General features: G+C 72.8%; 19 protein-coding genes. 8 read left to right on the forward strand and 11 right to left on the reverse strand.

All coding sequences use genetic code 11. From position 1 onward, the window contains the following. Positions 1-42: 42 nt before the first annotated feature. Entirely contained in the window at positions 43-675 is a 633-nt protein-coding gene (gene cofC / locus ACGFMK_RS28120) for a 2-phospho-L-lactate guanylyltransferase (RefSeq protein WP_392769209.1), read from the reverse strand. 481 nt (positions 676-1,156) lie between these two features. On the opposite strand from cofC, the gene ACGFMK_RS28125 reads away from it, so the two are divergent. The 3 genes from ACGFMK_RS28125 (at position 1,157) to ACGFMK_RS28135 (ending at position 3,564) form a co-directional block, all read left to right on the forward strand. Further along, complete coding sequence (locus ACGFMK_RS28125; RefSeq protein ID WP_392769211.1) at positions 1,157-1,861, forward strand: lysophospholipid acyltransferase family protein; 705 nt, start codon at positions 1,157-1,159, stop codon at positions 1,859-1,861. Further along, positions 1,861-2,877, forward strand: coding sequence for an NAD(P)H-dependent glycerol-3-phosphate dehydrogenase (locus ACGFMK_RS28130; protein WP_392769214.1), 1,017 nt, complete (start codon positions 1,861-1,863; stop codon positions 2,875-2,877). Before ACGFMK_RS28125 ends, ACGFMK_RS28130 begins: the two co-directional genes overlap by 1 nt. 201 nt (positions 2,878-3,078) lie before the next feature. Continuing rightward, complete coding sequence (locus ACGFMK_RS28135) at positions 3,079-3,564, forward strand: cysteine dioxygenase (protein WP_392769295.1); 486 nt, start codon at positions 3,079-3,081, stop codon at positions 3,562-3,564. A 59-nt stretch (positions 3,565-3,623) separates the two neighbouring features. On the opposite strand, the gene ACGFMK_RS28140 is transcribed toward ACGFMK_RS28135, so the two are convergent. Genes ACGFMK_RS28140 through ACGFMK_RS28165 form a run of 6 tightly spaced genes read right to left on the reverse strand, consistent with a single transcriptional unit; the run spans position 3,624 to position 8,467 of the window. Beyond that, positions 3,624-4,601 (reverse strand): asparaginase, encoded by a 978-nt coding sequence (locus ACGFMK_RS28140; protein ID WP_392769216.1) that lies wholly within the window; start codon positions 4,599-4,601, stop codon positions 3,624-3,626. Continuing rightward, complete coding sequence (locus ACGFMK_RS28145; RefSeq protein ID WP_392769219.1) at positions 4,598-5,416, reverse strand: class I SAM-dependent methyltransferase; 819 nt, start codon at positions 5,414-5,416, stop codon at positions 4,598-4,600. The genes ACGFMK_RS28140 and ACGFMK_RS28145 overlap by 4 nt, the downstream gene beginning before the upstream one ends. After that, a complete protein-coding gene (locus ACGFMK_RS28150) occupies positions 5,413-5,793 on the reverse strand; it encodes a VOC family protein (RefSeq protein ID WP_392769222.1) in 381 nt (126 codons plus the stop codon). The genes ACGFMK_RS28145 and ACGFMK_RS28150 overlap by 4 nt, the downstream gene beginning before the upstream one ends. Before the next feature lie 54 nt (positions 5,794-5,847). After that, positions 5,848-6,588, reverse strand: coding sequence for an FAD:protein FMN transferase (locus tag ACGFMK_RS28155; RefSeq protein WP_392769224.1), 741 nt, complete (start codon positions 6,586-6,588; stop codon positions 5,848-5,850). Next, positions 6,585-7,106 carry an FMN-binding protein gene (locus tag ACGFMK_RS28160; RefSeq protein WP_392769226.1) on the reverse strand — a complete coding sequence of 174 codons (522 nt, stop codon included), beginning with the start codon at positions 7,104-7,106 and terminating at the stop codon, positions 6,585-6,587. Before ACGFMK_RS28160 ends, ACGFMK_RS28155 begins: the two co-directional genes overlap by 4 nt. A 14-nt stretch (positions 7,107-7,120) precedes the next feature. After that, positions 7,121-8,467: a ferric reductase-like transmembrane domain-containing protein gene (locus ACGFMK_RS28165; protein ID WP_392769229.1), complete on the reverse strand. Its 1,347-nt coding sequence runs from the start codon at positions 8,465-8,467 to the stop codon at positions 7,121-7,123. Positions 8,468-8,614: 147 nt separating this feature from the next. On the opposite strand from ACGFMK_RS28165, the gene ACGFMK_RS28170 reads away from it, so the two are divergent. Further along, complete coding sequence (locus ACGFMK_RS28170; RefSeq protein ID WP_392769232.1) at positions 8,615-9,331, forward strand: response regulator transcription factor; 717 nt, start codon at positions 8,615-8,617, stop codon at positions 9,329-9,331. Continuing rightward, a complete protein-coding gene (locus ACGFMK_RS28175) occupies positions 9,328-10,758 on the forward strand; it encodes a sensor histidine kinase (protein WP_392769235.1) in 1,431 nt (476 codons plus the stop codon). Before ACGFMK_RS28170 ends, ACGFMK_RS28175 begins: the two co-directional genes overlap by 4 nt. On the opposite strand, the gene ACGFMK_RS28180 is transcribed toward ACGFMK_RS28175, so the two are convergent. Together ACGFMK_RS28180 and ACGFMK_RS28185 are read right to left on the reverse strand one after the other, a co-directional pair. Beyond that, complete coding sequence (locus ACGFMK_RS28180) at positions 10,727-11,320, reverse strand: dihydrofolate reductase family protein (RefSeq protein ID WP_392769238.1); 594 nt, start codon at positions 11,318-11,320, stop codon at positions 10,727-10,729. The genes ACGFMK_RS28175 and ACGFMK_RS28180 overlap by 32 nt on opposite strands. 68 nt (positions 11,321-11,388) lie before the next feature. Continuing rightward, complete coding sequence (locus ACGFMK_RS28185) at positions 11,389-12,033, reverse strand: pyridoxamine 5'-phosphate oxidase family protein (RefSeq protein WP_392769241.1); 645 nt, start codon at positions 12,031-12,033, stop codon at positions 11,389-11,391. A 79-nt stretch (positions 12,034-12,112) separates the two neighbouring features. Here ACGFMK_RS28185 and ACGFMK_RS28190 point away from each other — a divergent pair, with 79 nt between their 5' ends. Together ACGFMK_RS28190 and ACGFMK_RS28195 are read left to right on the forward strand one after the other, a co-directional pair. Continuing rightward, on the forward strand, positions 12,113-13,483 hold the full coding sequence (locus ACGFMK_RS28190) for a PLP-dependent aminotransferase family protein (RefSeq protein WP_392769244.1): 1,371 nt from the start codon (positions 12,113-12,115) through the stop codon (positions 13,481-13,483). Positions 13,484-13,604: 121 nt separating this feature from the next. Beyond that, positions 13,605-14,699 carry a D-alanine--D-alanine ligase family protein gene (locus ACGFMK_RS28195; protein WP_392769247.1) on the forward strand — a complete coding sequence of 365 codons (1,095 nt, stop codon included), beginning with the start codon at positions 13,605-13,607 and terminating at the stop codon, positions 14,697-14,699. Here the strand turns inward: ACGFMK_RS28195 and ACGFMK_RS28200 are convergent. Both ACGFMK_RS28200 and ACGFMK_RS28205 read right to left on the reverse strand, forming a co-directional pair. Next, entirely contained in the window at positions 14,696-15,232 is a 537-nt protein-coding gene (locus ACGFMK_RS28200; RefSeq protein ID WP_392769249.1) for a DUF3515 domain-containing protein, read from the reverse strand. The genes ACGFMK_RS28195 and ACGFMK_RS28200 overlap by 4 nt on opposite strands. Positions 15,233-15,298: 66 nt before the next feature. After that, a complete protein-coding gene (locus ACGFMK_RS28205) occupies positions 15,299-15,532 on the reverse strand; it encodes an Lrp/AsnC family transcriptional regulator (RefSeq protein WP_125306405.1) in 234 nt (77 codons plus the stop codon). Between the two features lie 151 nt (positions 15,533-15,683). On the opposite strand from ACGFMK_RS28205, the gene ACGFMK_RS28210 reads away from it, so the two are divergent. Continuing rightward, positions 15,684-16,640 (forward strand): thiamine-phosphate kinase, encoded by a 957-nt coding sequence (locus ACGFMK_RS28210; RefSeq protein WP_392769251.1) that lies wholly within the window; start codon positions 15,684-15,686, stop codon positions 16,638-16,640. The last annotated feature ends 12 nt before the right edge of the window (positions 16,641-16,652 follow it).

The following is a 16,652-nucleotide window of genomic DNA, read 5'->3' on the forward strand; positions in this document are numbered from 1 at the left end:
AGGCGGAATTGCTCCGGTCGTGGTGAAGGTCAGATGAACACCTCACCCGGGCGTGGCACAGGGCTCGCCGAGCCGGGCGGCGGTGTGTTTCCCGACACCCAGGCTCCGGACGTGGGCGAGGTCTTCGGGCGTGTCGACGTCGCTGCGCAACGAGGGGAGTTCGCCGCCTAGGGCCACCGCTCCCGAGGCTCGGTGCGCCCGCGCGGAACCCGGCCCGAACCGCGGGTCCAGCGGCGCGCCGGGGGCGGTCAGCAGCAGGGTGGTGCCGGTGCCCTGCCGGTCGGCGACGAAGGCGCGGCGCCCCGCGGCTTCGTCCAGCGCGGCGGAGAGGTCACCGGCGCGCAGGGCGGGGAGATCGGCCTGCAGGGCGCCTATCACGCCGCCCGGGTCGTCTCGCCGCAGGAGCCCGGCGCCGTGCCGGAAGGCTTGGTTGAGCCCTTTTTCGCCGTGTTCGCCGACGATCTCGATCCCGAGGTCCCGGAGTTCGGCGACGGCCGCCGGTTCGGCGGCGACGAGCAGCACCCGCCGCACCCGGGCGGTCGCGGCGACCGCGGCGAGCGTGTCGGCGGCGAGCGCCAGTACCAGCGAGGGGTGCCGGTCCGCCTCCACGGCGCCACGCAGCCGCGACTTCCCGTCACGGGGGTGTTTCATCGGTACGACCAGGTCCACGTCCACCCGTCCATCTTTACCCGAAACAGCGGCGGGCGGGGCGCGGGCGGGTGGTTGTCCACAGGCTCGCGGTGTTGTGGACAACTCGGGGGACGGGGGCGGCCGGGGCGGGGTTTTTGGCGGGTGCGGCCGATACCGTTGAGACGGGGTGGCCCCCAGGGAGGGTGGGTTCTGTCTGGCGGCGGGCGGCGCGCGGAATTGGGCCTGGTGCTGGGGATTTGCCGAGCGTTCGGCTGCCGCGGGGCGAGTTGCGGCCTGGTGCCGGTGCGAGGAGCGCGGCAGGTGCGGCGTGGGTGGACGTGAGTGTTTAGCAGTGTTCCAACCCTTCTGAACACTCACGACCCCGAGCCGCGCCCGGCGCGACCCGAGCCCCGCTCGATGAGCCGTTCCACCTGGGCTCGCGCTCCCTGAGCCACCCTCCCTGGACCGCCCGGACCCCGGCGCGGCAGGATCAAGGGCGGACGTGAGCTCGTGGAGGAGGAAGACTGTGGCCCGGCGTGAAAAGGGCGGCTTCTGGGTGGGACTCGCCGCCGTACTGTTCTACCCGCTGACCGCCATCGGGCGGCGGGTGTACGTCGGGAACGAGAAGGTTCCCCGGCAGGGGCCCGCGCTGCTGGTGATGAACCACATCTCGCACCTCGACCCCGTGGTCGACGCCGTCTTCGTGCACCGGCAAAAGCGCGTTCCGCGCTTCCTCGGCAAGGAGTCGCTGACCCGGACGCCGATCTTCGGGAAGATCTTCGTCGGTGCCGGGCAGATCCCCGTCTCGCGCGGGTCGGCCGCGGCCGGAGACAGCCTCAAGGCCGCGCACGATGCCCTGCAGCAGGGGAAGCTCGTCGTCATCTACCCCGAGGGCACCATCACCAAGGACCCGGCCGGCTGGCCGAAGGAGTCCTTCACCGGCGCCGCCCGGCTCGCGCTGCAGAACGACGTCCCCGTCATCCCGATCGCGCGCTGGGGCACCAGCCAGATCTTCGACGGCTACACGAAGAAGTTCACGCCCTTCCCGCGCAAGACCGTCACGCACTCCGTCGGCGACCCGCTCGACCTGTCCGCCTACCGCGACGGCAACACGCGCAGCGCGTCGAAACTGCGCGAGGTCACGAAGGTGATGATGGACGACGTGACCCGGCTGCTCGGCGAGATCCGGCACGAAGAACCGCCTTCGGCGAAGCCGGGGGACCCGGTCTGATGCGCGCCGACGTCCAGCGGGTCACCGTCCTCGGGGCCGGTTCGTGGGGCACCGCCTTCGCGAAGGTCCTCGGCGACGCCGGGCGCGACGTCACCATGTGGGCGCGCCGCGAGCAGGTCGCCGCGGACATCCGCGAGCGGCACGCCAACTCCGCGTACCTGCCCGGCATCGACCTGCCGGACCGCATCACCGCGACCACCGACCCGGCCGAGGCCCTCGACGGCGCCGAGGCCGTGGTGCTGGCCGTGCCCAGCCAGAGCCTGCGCGCGAACCTCTCGGAGTGGCGCACCCTGCTGCCCGCCGACACGGTCCTCGTCAGCCTCGCCAAGGGCGTCGAACTCGGCACGCTCAAGCGGATGAGCGAGGTGATCGCCGAGATCGTCGAGATCCCGGCCGGCGAGGTCGTCGTCGTCACCGGGCCGAACCTCTCCAAGGAGATCGCCGCGGGGCAGCCGGCCGCGTCCGTGCTCGCCTGCGCCGACCACGAGCGCGCGGTCGCGATCCAGCGCGCCAGCGCCAACTCCTACTTCCGGCCGTACACCAACACCGACGTCGTCGGCTGCGAGCTGGGCGGGGCGTGCAAGAACGTCATCGCACTCAGCACCGGGATGGCCGCGGGCCTCGGCCTCGGCACGAACACCATGGCGACGCTGATCACCCGCGGCCTGGCCGAGATGGCCCGGCTCGGCGCGAAACTGGGTGCGGACCCGCTGACGTTCGCCGGGCTCGCCGGGGTCGGCGACCTGGTCGCGACGTGCTCGTCGCCGCTGTCGCGCAACCGGACGTTCGGGGAGCACCTCGGCCGCGGCGACACGCTGGAGCAGGCCCAGGCCGCTGCCGGCGGCCAGGTCGCCGAGGGCGTCATGTCGTGCTCGTCGATCCGGGCGCTGGCCCACAGCGTCGGTGTCGACATGCCGATCACGGACGCGATGCACCGCGTCTGCCACGAAGGTGTCGACCCGCGCCAGGCCGGCGCGGAACTGCTGGGACGCTCGCAAAAACACGAGTGGTCCTGAACCGAAGGCCGTACCGCCCGGATGCTGGGAGCCGCTTGACCGGTCGCCGGGCGGCTGGGAGATTGTGCGTCATGTTCGCGCACACCATGACCGAGCCGCGGGGTCGTCACGACCTCCGCGCCGTCGTGTGCGCGTGTCGCTGTTGTCGGTGAACCCCGCCCCGGCCCAGCTCGACACCCCTTTTCTCCCGTGAGGACCCTCATGTTCGCCGTCCCGGACAACACCCTGCTGCGTCCCGAGAACCCCGCGCTGCGCCACCCCGTGCGCGTCGCGCTGGAGGTCGCCGCCGACCGTGACCAGTGGCGCCACCTGCTGCGCTACGACCCGGACGAGCGTTTCGCGACGCTCGTCTCGAAGGACGAGCAGCAGGAGGTCTGGCTGATGAGCTGGCTGCCGGGCCAGCGCACCGACCTGCACGACCACGCGTTCGCCAGCGGTGCGTTCACCGTGGTCAGCGGGCACCTGACCGAGGTGGTGGCCCGCCGCGCCCCGGACGGCCGCGCGATCACCGAGCTGCACCCGCTGGAGGCCGGGCAGTCGCGGGTGTTCGGCCCGGGCTACGTGCACGAGGTCCGCAACGAGGGCCCGGACCCGGCGATCTCGATCCACGTCTACCGCGACGCGGCCCGCGCGATGCGCCCGTACCACCTGGACCCGCTCGGCGGCCCGATCCGCGACCTGCCGTGAAGGCCACCTTGAGGGACTCAGCGTCCCGCAAGGTGGCCTTCACGGCACTTGGCCGGGGGTCAGTCCAGGTCGCCGCGCAGGCGGAATTCGCGTTCGATGCGGGTGCGGTCGGCGCCGGTTGCCAGCAGCGTGTGCAGCAGGATGCGGGACTTGCGGGCGTCCAGCCAGCCCGCCATCGTCGCGCCCAGCGCGATCAGGCTCGACTCCGAACCGCGGAAGCCGTACGTCGAGCGCAGGGTCGGGCCCGCGCCCGTCCGGGACGCGACCACCACCGGCAGCCGCGCGACCAGGCGCTCGACGACGTCGGCCGTGCCGCCGGAGACGTGCCCCACGCCCGTCGCGGCCAGCACGATCCCGCGCACGCGCGGATCCGCGGCGACCAGCTCCAGCACCGCGCCCGAGTCGTCCAGACCGGACTCGACCACCGGCACCAGCCCGCCGAAGTCGTCGCCGGAGAGCACCGGCGGCCGCGGCGGTGACGGGTGGAACCAGTGCACCGCCTGCTCGACGACCATGCCGAGCGGGCCCGCGGGCGCCGACGAAAACGCGTCCAGGTGGCTCGAATGCGCCTTCCGCACCCAGCGCGCCGCGTGGACGTCGTCGTTCAACGTCACCATCGCGCCCCGCCCGCGACCGCGCGGATCGGCCGCGATCGTCAGGGCGTTGCGCAGGTTCGCCGGGCCGTCCGGGCTGAGCAGGCCCGCGTTGCGCATCGCGCCGGTGACGACCACCGGGATCTCCGACGGCCAGCACAGGTCCAGGAAGTACGCCGTCTCCTCGAGGGTGTCGGTGCCCTGGACGACCACAAAACCGTCGGCTTCCTGGGCCAGGCCCCAGTCGCGGCAGCGCAGCAGCGTCGCGAAGTCCATCGACGCGCTGCCGATGCCCGCCAGCGTCTCGGCCCGCACCTCGAACGGCAGGTCGCCGAGACCGGCGAGCAGCTCCGCGGCGCCGAACCGCGGCACCGCGCCGCCGGAGCCGCTCGCAGGGGCCATCGAGATGGTGCCGCCCAGGGTGGCGACCGCGATCAGGGTCATTTGACCGCCTGCAGGGTGTAGCTCGCCGCGAGCCGCTCCGGCGTGTCCTTCAGCCGCCACTCGTCGACGGTCTCGTCGTGCACCATCTGGCCCGGGATGGCGTTCCACGGCACGCTGTCGTGCTCGGTGAGCCCGGTCAGCGTCAGCCCGTTGTCCAGCAGCGCGGTGACGACCTCGCCCAGGGAATGGGCCCATTCGTGCGTCACCGTGGACGTCAGTTCGCCGTCGACCCGGACGTAGGTGCCCGGCTCGTCGAACACCAGCGGCTCGGCGTGCTCGAAGTACGGGTAGCGCGGCACCGCCGGGTCCTGGGTTTCGTCCAGGCCGGCCAGCATCGGGTGCCCTTCGCGGATGAACAGCCGGCCGCCCGGCCGCAGCAGACCGGCCACGACCTCGGCCCAGCGCGCCACCGACGGCAGCCAGCACAACGCGCCGATCCCGGTGTAGACCAGGTCGAAGCGCTCCGCGCCCAGCACGGAGACGGCGTCGTGGACGTCGGCCTCGTGGTAGTCGATGTCCGCGCCCGCCGCCGTCGCCAGCCGCCGGGCCTCGGCCAGCGCCACGCCGGAGAAGTCGAGCCCGGACATCCGCGCGCCCAGCCGGGCCAGCGACACCGTGTCCGTGCCGAGGTGGCACTGCAGGTGCACCGCGCGCAGCCCGGCGATGTCGCCCAAACGCGGCCGGTCGAACCGCACCACGTGGCTGAGGTACGCCGGATCCGCGGCGAAGCCGGCGAAGTTGTAGTCCGGCGACGCCGCGTGCAGCGGCGCGCGCTCGTCCCAGGTGGCTTTGTTGACGGTGAACGAGTCCGTCACGACGTCGCCTCGCGTTCGGCCTTGCTGCGCAGCACGCAGAACTCGTTGCCCTCGGGGTCGGCGAGCACGGCCCAGCCGGTGCCGTCGTCGTTGCGCCGGTCGTCGACGAGCGTGGCGCCCAGCCCGATGAGGCGCGCGACCTCTTCGTCGCGCGGCACGTCCGGCTGCAGGCACAGGTGGAGGCGGTTCTTCACCGTCTTCGGCTCGGGGACCTTCAGGAACAGCAACGTGGTGCCGTCGGTCAGCTCGAAGCCGACCTCGTCGTCACCCGGCCGGTCCTCGTCCGGGATCGGTTTCCCGGTGACCTGGCTCCAGAACTGGCAGAGGGTGTACGGGTCGGCGCAGTCGACGGACACGTTCAGCACGGCGGAAGGCATGACCCGAGTCTGGCCGAGCGGCCGGGGCGGGGCGACCGGTTTTGGCGGACGCCGTCACGAAGCCAGCAGGAGTCCCGCGGTCCGGTGCATGCGGCGGCTGTCGTCGACGATGAGGATCTCGCAGCCCGGCCGGTCCGCCGCCCACGTGATGCCTTCGGCGCCCATGGCGAACGCCGCGGTGGCCAGCGCGTCCGCGGTGACCAGGTCGCCGGCCACGATGGTGACGCTCATCAGGCCGGTCGCCGGGGTGCCGTCGCGGCCGTCGAGGATGTGCGAGCCGCGTTCGTAGGCCGCCGACGTCGCGATGGCGCCGTTGCGCGACTCCAGCACCGCGCACACCGCGAGGGGCTGCTCGGGGTGGCGGACGCCGACCCGCCAGGCCCGCCCGGGTTCCGGCTCGCCGGCGGTGACGACGTCGCCGCCCGCGTTGAGGCAGAACGTCGTCGCGCCCTCGGCCTTGAGCATGTCCGCGGCGCGCTGCACCGCCCAGCCCTTCACCACCGCGCACGGGTCGAGGCCGCGGCCGGGCAGCCGCGCGCGGAACGCGCCGCCGGAGAGCTGCTCGTAGTACGCGCAGAGCTCCAGCACCTCGATCAGGTCGTCGCTCAGCTCCCCGGCCGGCAGCTCGCCGCGGTCGTACCGGCTGACCTCGCTGTCCTCCTTGAAGGGGCTGAACCGGGCGTCGACGTCGCGGAACCAGGCGAAGACGTCGTCGACGACCTCGGCGAAGTCCCCCTCGTCCCGCAGGTCGAGGGAGATCGGCAGGCCCATCACCTGTTCCACCCGGGTCGTCATCGGTTGCCCCGGGCGTCGATGGCGGCCTGCAGCGACGTCTTGTACGACTCGCTCGTCTCGGTCGCGCCGGTCACCGTGTCGATCTTCGCGCTCTGCGCCTTGATCGCCTCTTCCTGCAGCTTCGGCAGGGCAGTGAGCGCACGGCCGCCGTCCGGGGCCTGCAGCAGGGTGATCGCGGCCATCCGGGAACCGGTGAAGGTCACCTGGACCTGCACGGTCCCGTAGGTGCTCCACTCCGGCGTGCCCTGGGTGGTGACCGTCGCGTTCGCACTGTCCGGAGTGGACGGCGGTGGTGCCGACGTCGTGGGGGAGGTCGACGTGCCCCCGGTCGGGCCACCGGCCGAAGTGGACGGTGCCGACGGTGCTGTCGATGTCGGCTTGGGGACCGATGTGGACGGTGCGACGACGGCGGGCGGCGCCTGGGCGGCGGCGTTCTGCACCGGCGGCCCGGGTTCGAACCGCCAGACCGCGATGAACCCCGCGATCGACAGCGCGACGACGAAGATGGTTCTCTTCATGACGACGTGTCTCCCTAGGCCGCGAGGCTGAAGCGTTCGGCGTGGACCTGGGCCTTGGGCACACGCAGCTCTCGCAGGCTGCGCAGCACGGCCGACGTCATCCCGGGCGGGCCGCAGACGAACACGTCCCGCTCGTGCACGTCCGGCACCATCATGTGCAGGTTCGCCGGGCCGAGCATCGTGCCGCGCGGGCCGACCGCCTGGTCGGGTCCGGTGAGGACACTCACCATCGCGCCGCGGGCCTTGGCCAGCTCGTTCAGCTCGGGCAGCAGCACCGCGTCGGTCTGGGTGCGCACCCGGTACAGCACGACGACGTGGCCTTCGATGTCCTCCAGCAGCGCGCGGATCGGCGTGATCCCGACGCCGCCCGCCACGAGCAGCGCGTTGGGGCGCTGCTGGTGGATCGTGGTGAACGCGCCGTAGGGGCCTTCGGCGAACACGCGCGTCCCGATGCGGAGGCTGCGCAGCGACGCGCTGGAGTCGCCGAGCGCCTTCGCCGTCAGGCGCAGTGTGCGGCCGTCGGGCGCGGCCGACAGCGAGAAGGGGTTGGCCTGGTACCAGCGGTCCTTGGTGAGGAACCGCCACAGGAAGAACTGGCCGGCGCGGGCCGGCATCCGGTCGAGGTGCTTGCCGGTCATGTAGACCGAAACCACGTCCGGGGACTCGGAAACCACGGCGGTGACACGCAGCCGGTGGCGCAGGTTCCGCCACAGCGGCAGCAGCACACGCCCGGCGAGGACGGCGGCGCCGGCGCTGAGCCAGAGCGACCACCAGTAGCCCTTCGCCATCGGCGAGCCGGCGAACGACGTGCCGAGCGCGATCTGGTGGGTGAAGGCCAGGAAGACCGCCGCGTAGGTGTAGAGGTGGATGAAGTGCCACGTCTCGTAGGCCAGCCGCCGCCGCGCGAACTTCGCGGACACCGCCCCGACGACGAGGATCACCGCGAACGCGACCAGCGCGCGCAGGATGCCCTCCAGCTCGTTCGCCATGTCCACCAGCTCGTCGACGACGCCGTGGCTCTCGACCTCGGCGTACCCGAAGACGATGAAGACCAGGTGCGCGAGCAGCGTCCACAGGATCGTGAAGCCGGTCCAGCGGTGCCACGTCGTGAGCCGGTCCATGCCGATCCGACGGTCCAGCCAGGGCAGCCGGGCCACCAGCAGCAGCTGGAACGCCATCGTGAGCGCGCCGTACAGCCCGGCCAGCCTGCCGATGCTGATCAGCACGTTGGGCGAGAGCCCGGCCTGCGCGAACAGGACCGTCGCGGCGGCCACGTTGGCGCCCAGGATGAGGAAAAGGCCGGATTTCGCGGCGATCCGGGGGCGGATCGCCGGGCGCGTGGCCTCGGCGGTCTGCGTCATGCTGGTCACACGGATCCCCCTCGGGTTCGGTTCACGAAGGCCAGCCTCGCCACCGAGCCTGTGGCGAGTCTGGGTGCCGGCTGTCGGGTTGCTGTCGGCCCGCGCCACCGGTCGCCGCCCGCTCGCGCGCCGGGAGAAGATGGGGTGGTGCAGCCCTCCGAACCCGTGCGCCTGCTCGTCGTCGACGACGAGCCGCACATCGCCGACCTCGTCGCCACCGTCGCCCGGTACGAGGGCTGGCAGGCGGTCACGGCCGGCTCCGGCCGGGCCGCGCTGAGCGAGGCGGCGGCGTTCGCGCCGGACATCGTGGTGCTGGACCTGATGCTGCCCGACCTCGACGGCTTCACCGTGCTGGACCGGCTGCGCGCGAACGGCAGCGCGGTGCCCGTGGTGTTCCTCACGGCCAAGGACGCGACGTCGGACCGGATCGCCGGGCTCACCCGCGGGGGTGACGACTACCTGGTGAAACCGTTTTCCGTCGAGGAGCTGATGGCACGGCTGCGAGCGGTGCTGCGCCGCACCACCGGTGCCGCGCTCCCGGCCGCCGCGCGCGGGGCCGTGCTGCGCGTCGGGGACCTGACGCTGGACGAGGACACCCGCGAGGTCCGCCGCGGCGACCAGGCTCCCGCCGAGCTGACACCGACCGAGTACGAGCTGCTGCGCTACCTGATGCGCCGCTCGCCGTCGGTGCTGACGAAGGCGCAGATCCTCGACCACGTCTGGGAGTACGACTTCGGCGGCCGGTCCAATGTGGTCGAACTGGTCATCTCGCACCTGCGGCGCAAGATCGACGCGGGCTCGGGCGAACCGCTGATCCACACCGTGCGCGGCGTCGGGTACGTCGTGCGCCAGGTCACCCGGTGAGCCGCGCGGCCCGCCGGTGGTACGAGGCCTGGCAGCGCACCCGGCTCGGCACCCGCATCACGCTCGGCCTCGGCGCGCTCGCCCTGGTCGTGTTCGCCGCGGTCGGCGTCACCACGGTCGGGATCATGCACGGCTACCTCGACCGGCGCCTCGACGAGCAGCTGTCCAAGAGCCAGAACACCCAGCTGCCGAAGCTGCGCGAGACGCACGGCTCGCCGCAGTCGGTGTACTCCTGGTATTCGGCGCTGTACTCGGTGCGCGACGGCGTCGCGACGCCCGAGCCGGGCGGCATGCTGCCCGGCGACGCCCAGCAGCTCGCGAAGATCGCCGCCGACGCCGCGGGCGGTGACGTCACCCGCGACATCTACCTGCACGACGACGGGCCGTACCGGGTCCGCGCCTGCCCGGTCGACACCGATTCGGTGCTGCTGAGCGCCGCGCCGCAGGGGGATCTGAACGGGACGGTCCAGCAGCTGGTCTGGGTCGAGGTGGGCGCGTTCGCGTTCGCGCTGGCGGTGCTGGTGGTCGTCGGGCGGCTGGTGCTGCGCCGCGGCCTGCGCCCGCTGGCCGACATGGCGGGCACCGCGCACGACATCGCCTCCCACGACCTCACCGCGAACCCCGCCCTGCCGGCGCGCGCGTCGGGCAGCGGCGGCGGCGTCGAGGTCGAGGAGCTGCGGACGGCGTTCAACGTGATGCTGGCGCACATCGACACGTCCCTGGCGGCCAAGACCGAGGCGAACGAGCGGCTGCGCCGGTTCGTCGCCGACGCGTCCCACGAACTGCGCACGCCGCTGACGTCGATCCGGGGTTACGCCGACCTCTTCCGCTACGCGGCCGCGAACGAGCCCGCGGAACGCGAGGCGCACCTGAGCAAGATCCGGGAGGAGACGGCGCGGATGACCGTGCTCGTCGACGACCTCCTGCTGCTGGCCCGCCTCGACGCGCGAGCGGCCGAGACGCCGTTGCGTCCGGAACGGACGGACCTGGCCGAGCTGGCCGGCGACGCGGCGGACGCGTTCACCGCCGGCCGGCCCGACCACCCGCTGACGACCTCCCTGGACCCGGCCCTGGTGGACGCCGATCCGCTGCGGCTGCGGCAGGTGCTCGACAACCTGCTGGCCAACGCCGCGGTGCACACCCCGCCGGGGACCGCGGTGCACGTCGCGGTGGCGGTCGAGGGCGCCGAGGCCGTCGCCCGGGTCACCGACGCCGGGCCCGGAATCGCGCCGGCCGACCAGGAGCGGATCTTCGACCGGTTCTTCCGCGTCGACGACTCCCGCACCCGCTCGGGCGGCGGCACCGGGCTCGGGCTGTCGGTGGTGCAGTCCCTGGTGACGGCGCACGGCGGCACGGTCTCGGTCGAGTCCGTGCCCGGCCGCACGACCTTCACGGTCAGGCTTCCGCTCGCCGCTCGTAGTACGTGATCAGCACACCCTTGGTGGTCGCGACGCTTCGGGTGAGGTCGAACTCGGTGAGTGGCGCGTCGGCGTCGAACAGGCGCGCGCCGCGGCCGAGCGTCAGCGGGTGGACCACCAGCGTGTAGCGGTCGATCAGCCCGGCGGCGTGCAGGGCTCGCACGAGCGCGGCGCTCCCGATGATCGAGAGGTCATTGCCGGGCGTGGCCTTCAGCTCGGCCACCGTCTTGGTCGCTTCACCTTGCAGCAGCACGGAGTTCTGCCACTTGCCGGCGTCGTCCAAAGTGGTCGAGGCGACGTACTTGGTGGCCGCGTTCAGGTGCGTGGTGAACGGGTTGCCGTCGGTCTGCCCGGCCCACGCCCCGATGAAGTCCTCCCAGGTGCGGCGGCCGAACAGCATGTCGCCGGGCTTGGCCATGCCCCGGCTCATCTCCTCGGCGAGGACCTCGTCCTGGTAGCGGCCGCCCCAGCCGCCGTGGGTGAAGCCGCCGCGGGTGTCCTCGTCGGGCCGGCCGAGGCCCTGGACGACGCCGTCGAGGGTGACGTTCATGGTGACGCTGATCGCGCGCATCGGATTGCCTTCCGCATCGGGGTCTGTCACTGCCCATACGAACGGCGACCGCGCGGATCGACACGGTGCTACTCCCGATCGGTGATGTGCGGCGGAATCACCCAGCCGGGGGAGAGGTCGGCCGACGGCTCGGGCTCGCCGAAGACGGTCCGCACCGGCAGCACGCCGGCCCACGCGGCGTCCGCGCCGACGTCGTCGGGCTCGTCGTCCGGGCCCTCGGCACGCATCTTCACCGACGCCTCGGCGAGGTCGAGGGCGAGCACGCTGACCGCGGCGAACTCCTTGGGATTGACCTCCCGCGCGTGCTCCCACGAACCGGGCGCGAGGTGGTCGGTGAGCACCTTGAGGCCGTGCATCTTCGCCTCGGCGTCGGTGACGAGCTTCGCCTTCCCGAGGATGACGGCGCTGCGGTAGTTCATCGAGTGGTTGTTCACCGAGCGCGCGTAGACGATGGCGTCGAGCAGGGTGACCGTGACGCAGACGTCGAGGTCTTGGCTGGCTTTCCGGAGGCTCGCCGCGCCGGTGGATCCGTGCAGGTAGAGCGTGTCGCCGTCGCGGCCGTAGCCGGTGGGCAGGACCAGCGGGACGCCGTCGCGGACGACGCCGAGGTGGCAGATCAGGCCGTCGTCCAGGACGGCGTGCAGCACGGCGCGGTCGGTGACGGCCCGGTGCTTCTTGCGGCCGAGCGTGGTGCGGGGCGTGGTGGAGAGCATGCGACCAGCGTCTCTCCGGCAGTGGCATCGGAAAACGGCCACTTCTCGTACACTTGGGAAGTCCACTTAGGGAGGTCCGGTGACCCACGCCGACACCGCGCTGCCGGTCAGCCTCGACCGCGCGTCCGTCACGCCGCTCGCCGTCCAGCTCGCGGACGCGCTGCGTGAGGCGGCGGCGTCCGGGCACCTGCGCGGCGGCGACCGCCTCCCGTCGACCCGCGCGCTGGCCGGCCGGCTCGGCGTCAGCCGCACGGTGACGTCGGCCGCGTACGAGCAGCTCCACGCCGAGGGCTGGATCGCCGGGCGGCACGGCTCGGGGACGTATGTGACGACGCCGCCGTCGTTCTCGGCTTCGGAGGTCCCGGCGCCCGCCGTCCCGGCCCCCGACGCCGAGCCGCCGTCATTGCTGGACCTCGGCCCGGGCACGCCGTGGGCGGCCGGGCTGGATCGTGCGGCCTGGCGGCGGGCCTGGCGCGCCGCGGCCGACCCGGACCCGCTGATCCGCGCCCATCGCGCGGGCCTGCCGGACTACCGCGCGGCGGTGTCGGAGCACCTGCTGCGCCACCGCGGCCTGGCCGCCGGTTCGGTGCTGGCCACCGGCGGCACGACCGCGGCGGTCGTCGAGCTGGCCGCGGCGGTGCTGGAGCGGGGCGACGTCGTCGCCGTCGAAGAGCCCGGTTACCAGCGCGCGGTGCAGGCGTTCCTGCGGGCGGGCATGCGGGTCGTCGGCGTGCCGGTGGATCTCGAAGGGCTGCGGCCGGAGGCGATCCCGGCGGGCGCGCGGGCGGTGTACTGCTCGCCGGCGCACCAGTACCCGATGGGCAGCAGGCTGAGCGCGGCGCGGCGGGTTTCGCTGGTCGAGCGGGCGCGTGCGGACGGGATGCTCGTCATCGAAGACGACTACGACGGCGAGCTGCGCTTCGACGTGGCGCCGTTGCCGATGCTGGCGTCGCTGGCGCCGGATGTCGTGGTGCACCTGGGGACGACGTCGAAGATCCTGACGCCGACGCTGGGCGCGGGCTGGATGGTGGCCCCGGAGGCGATCACGTCGGCGGTGCTGGCGTACCGCGACCTGACGGGCACGCGTCCGTCGCCGGCGGGGCAGCGGGTGCTGTACGAGTTCGCGCGCAACGGCGACCTGGGCCGTCACCTGCGCAAGATCCGCCGCGAGATGGCGGAGCGCCGGACCCTCTTGGCGGGGGCGCTGGCCTCGGCGGGCATCCCGGTCCGGGGCGACGACGCCGGGGCGCACCTGGTGGTGCCGTTCCCGTCGGCCGCGGTGGAGGCGTCGGTGATCGCGACGGCCGAGCGGCGGGGGATCCGGCTGGACGGCCTGGCGCGGCACTTCGCCGGGGTGCCGACGGCGCACGGGGTGGCGATCGGATACGCGGGCTGTAGCCGGGAAGCGCTGGTGGCGGCGTTGCCGACGCTGGTCTCGGTGCTGCGCTGACAACGCCCCTCGTAGGTAACGACGTGCCAGTTCCGCCGGGGTTGCGTTCGTCGCTCGCGGTGCCGCGCTCGGCGCACGGGGCTGGGCTGTTCGCCGAGGTCACCGGGTACGGTGGCTCACCATGAGCGAGAAGATCCGGGTGGCGGTCGTGTTCGGCGGGCGCAGCAGCGAGCACACCATCTCCTGCCTGTCCGCGGGCAGTGTCCTGGGGAACCTCGACCCGGAGCGGTTCGAAGCCGTGCCGGTCGGCATCACCCGTGAGGGCCGCTGGGTGCTCGGCACCGGCGACTCCGCGCAGCTCGCCATCCGCGGCCGTGAACTGCCGTCGGTCGACGACGGCAAGGGGCTCGTGCTCGCCGGTGACCCCTCCAGCCAGGGGCTCGTCGCCGTCGAGCCGGGCCGCGAAAGCGAGCTGCTGTCCCAGGTGGACGTCGTCTTCCCGGTGCTGCACGGCGCCTTCGGCGAGGACGGCACCATCCAGGGCCTCCTCGAACTCGCCGGCATCCCGTACGTCGGCCCGGGCGTGCTCGCCAGCGCGGCCGCCATGGACAAGGAGACCGCGAAGAAGCTCCTGGCCGCGGAAGGACTTCCGGTCGGCACCTTCGCCGCGCTCCGCCGTGGACAGTCCACTTTGGACGACGCCGGCCGCGCGAAGCTCGGCCTGCCGGTGTTCGTGAAGCCGTCGCGTGCCGGGTCCTCCGTCGGCATCAGCCGCGTGACGTCCTGGGAGGACCTCGGCGCGGCCATCGAGCTGGCCCGCGCCACCGACCCGAAGGTCCTCGTGGAGGCGGCCGTCGTCGGCCGTGAGGTCGAGTGCGGGGTGCTCGAATTCCCCGACGGCCGCGTCGAAGCGTCGCTCCCGGCCGAGATCCGCGTTCTGTCCGAGGACGAAAACGCCTGGTACGACTTCGAAACCAAGTACCTGGGCGACGACGCCGAGCTGGACATCCCGGCCAAGCTCGACGACGCCGTCACCGAGAAGCTCCGCGCCATGGCCGTGCAGGCCTTCCAGGCCCTCGACTGCCAGGGCCTCGCCCGCGTCGACTTCTTCGTGGGCGCCGACGGCGAGCCGACCATCAACGAGGTCAACACGATGCCCGGCTTCACGACGAAGTCGGCCTACCCGAAGATGTGGGAGGTCACCGGCGTCGACTACGCGACCCTGCTGACCACGCTCATCGAGACGGCGATCGCCCGGGGGACGGGCCTGCGCTAGCCGAACCGCAGCGGCCGCGGCGGCAGCTTCGCCGCGACCGCGTCCGAGATCTGCTGCAGCGGGCCCGTGCCGGCGCTGTCCGGCACCGTGAGCGCCGAGTAGACCTCGCGGTCCACCACGTACCACGTCGACGCGCCTTCGCCCGGGACCTGCAGCCACTGGACGCCGTTCACCAGCCTCAGCTGGGCCGTCGGGGTCAGCTCCGGCGGGCGGTCGAGGCCACACCGGAGCACCAGCGGGTCGTCCGTGCCCCACGCCACCGTCGCGGGCGGAGCCGGCTCGGCCAGCGCCCGGAGCGACAGCTGAGCGCCGTTGGACGGCAGTTCGGAGGGCACCGCGGCCAGCAGCGTCTTGCACGCCGGGGACGCGGCCTGCGGCGCGGGCACGGGGACCAGCGGCAGGGGGCCGGCCGCGGGATCCGCGGAACGGTGAGTCAGGGCGAAGACGGCGACGGCGACCGCCAGGGCCACAGCGAGCGCGGCGGCCGTGACGAGCACCACCCTCGGTGGTGCGCCGGTGTCGGAATCTGGCACCCGACCACTACACCACTGGCGTCGTTTCGGGGGGTCTGGGGGGTCGTCCCCCCAGGAATCACCTGCTCAGAGATGCACGACCGGGCAGGTCAGCGTCCGCGTGATGCCTTCCACGTTCTGCACCTTCGCGACCACGAGCTGGCCCAGCTGGTCGACGCTGTCGGCGGCCGCGCGGACGATCACGTCGTACGGGCCGGTGACATCCTCCGAGCTGGTCACACCAGGGATGCTCGAGATCTCGGCGGCGACCGCGGCCGCCTTGCCGACCTCGGTCTGGATGAGGATGTATGCGTGGACCACGGCGCGCCCTTTCGTCGGGATCGATCGGCTCAGGGTAGGAACTTGAGAGCAGGAACGTTCACAGCAACGTAACGGCAGCTCACGGAAAAACATAGGGCATCCGACTATCGGTGATCGATCTTTGTCCCGGTAGAGAAAGCAGAGGTGACGGGTGTCACCGAACGACGCAACGGTCGCCGAGACCGGGGAGTTCGAGCTCATCAGAGCCGTCACGGCCGGGCGGCGTCAGCCACCGGGCACGCTGCTCGGTCCCGGCGACGACGCCGCCGTCATCGCCGCCCCCGACGGGCGCGTGGTCGCCAGCACCGACGTCCTGGTGCAGGGGGTGCACTTCCGGCTCGACTGGTCCGCCCCGGAGCACGTCGGGCGCAAGGCCGTCGCGGTCAACCTGGCCGACATCGCCGCCATGGGCGCCACCCCGACGTCGGTGCTCGTCGGCATCGCCTGCCCATCGGACACCCCGCGCGAGGTCGTCACCGCCCTGGCCGACGGCATGTGGACCGAGGCCGAGCGCGCCGGCGTCGGCGTCTCCGGCGGCGACATGGTCCGCGCCGACCAGCTCGTGATCAGCGTCACCGCGCTCGGTGACCTCGGCGACCGCGAGCCGGTGACGCGCTCGGGTGCCCGGCCCGGCGACGTCGTCGCGGTCTGCGGGAAGCTCGGCTGGGCCGCCGCGGGCCTGGCCGTGCTCGGGCGCGGCTTCCGGTCGCCGGTCGGGGTCGTCAACGCCCAGCGCGCCCCGGAGCCGCCCTACGAAGCGGGGCCACGCGCCGCGCTCGCCGGGGCCACGGCCATGATCGACGTCTCCGACGGGCTCCTGGCCGACCTCGGGCACATCGCCGAGGCGTCCGGCGTCGGCATCGACGTCCGCACCGCCGACCTCGACGTCCCGGCCCGGCTCACCGAAGTCGGCGCGGCCCTGGGCGCGGACCCGCTCGACTGGGTCCTCACCGGCGGCGAGGACCACGCGCTCGTGGCGACCTTCCCGTCGTTCGCCGAACTGCCGGAGGGCTGGCGCACCATCGGCGTCGCGACCATGCCGGACTCGGGGATCACCGTGGACGGCAAGCCATCTACGCGAGAAGGCGGCTGGACCCACTGGCACTGAACTAGTCTTTGC

The organism is Amycolatopsis sp. NPDC049252 (assembly GCF_043197175.1).
In the GTDB taxonomy this organism is placed as follows: domain Bacteria; phylum Actinomycetota; class Actinomycetes; order Mycobacteriales; family Pseudonocardiaceae; genus Amycolatopsis.